The sequence below is a fragment of the Treponema sp. R6D11 genome (assembly GCF_054786075.1).
The window spans coordinates 1-1,228 of the sequence record NZ_BDHD01000374.1; the positions used below are offsets into that span (position 1 = coordinate 1).

Here is a 1,228-nt window from a genome sequence, read left to right on the forward strand (position 1 = left end):
GTTTGAGCTTGTTCCTCCCACAGCTTTAGATATTGTAGAGGGCGATCTTTTGGGAACCAGTACCAATCACGGCAAACGAATTGCCGTTCTCTGCGCAAAAATGGGAAAAGCCCTTGGAAAAAATACCGAAGAAATCACCGCTCTTGCGGTTTGTGCCCTGCTCCATGACAGCGCTCTTACCGAATATATTCTTTCCGAAAAAATGGACGGCGACCATGAATTAGCAATGAAAAAACACTTAGAGATAGGTCAGCGCAATGCGGACGCGCTCTGTTTTAAAACAAATGTAAAAGACTTTGTTCTGTATCATCATGAACACGCCGACGGCACTGGACCATTCGGCATACGCGAAGGGGAAGGTCCCCTTGAAGCGGAACTTATCACCATTGCCGATTCAATTGACGCCGCCCATCATCTTCAAAGGCTTAAACCGGAAGAGTTGCCCAATATCAGAAATATAATCGTTAATGAGACCGGAAAATTCTACAGCAAAAAAGCGGCGCAAGCTTTTCTGGAAGTTCTCGACTTGCCTACGCTTATGTCTCTTAAAGATGATGTCATAAAAAAAACGGCGGAGGATTCCCTGTCTCCTTGGACTGTCGATATACAAACAGAAACTATTTATGGTCTGGCGGCTTTCGTGGCAAGAATCATCGACTACAAATCGGTTTTTACGCAGAAACATTCAACCCAGATTGCCAATAAAGCATGGTTTATGGGAAAGTACTATAAGTACGACTCGGAAAAACTTTCAGAGTTGTACCTTGCTGCTGCTCTGCACGATCTTGGCAAGTTGGCAATTCCTTCTGAAATTCTGGAAAAACCAGGCAAGCTTACCAATGAAGAATTTGAAATTATAAAAACACATGTCCGTATAACATGGGAACTTCTTAACGATATTGAAGGATTCGAGGATATATGCAAATGGGCATCCAGTCACCATGAAAAAGAGGACGGCGACGGTTACCCGTTTGGGAAAAAAGCCGATGAATTGGATTTTAACTCTAAACTGTTGGTGTGTCTGGACTTGTATCAGGCGATAAGCGAAGAAAGACCATATCACGCGGGACGGAATCACGCTGATACCATGAAGATACTTTACGAAATGGCGGATAACGGAAAAATTGACAAGGATATTGTCAAAGATTTTGATGTTGTTCTTGCGCCCTACGATTGTAACGATATACCGCCTCCAAATGTTTATTAATATATGGTATTATATACAAAT

General features: G+C 42.6%; 1 protein-coding gene. It reads left to right on the top strand.

Translation table 11 applies throughout. From position 1 onward, the window contains the following. A partial coding sequence (locus tag ACYVTD_RS13245) for an HD-GYP domain-containing protein (RefSeq protein ID WP_461248209.1) occupies positions 1-1,207 on the top strand: 1,207 nt, incomplete at its 5' end. Positions 1,208-1,228: the final 21 nt, after the last annotated feature.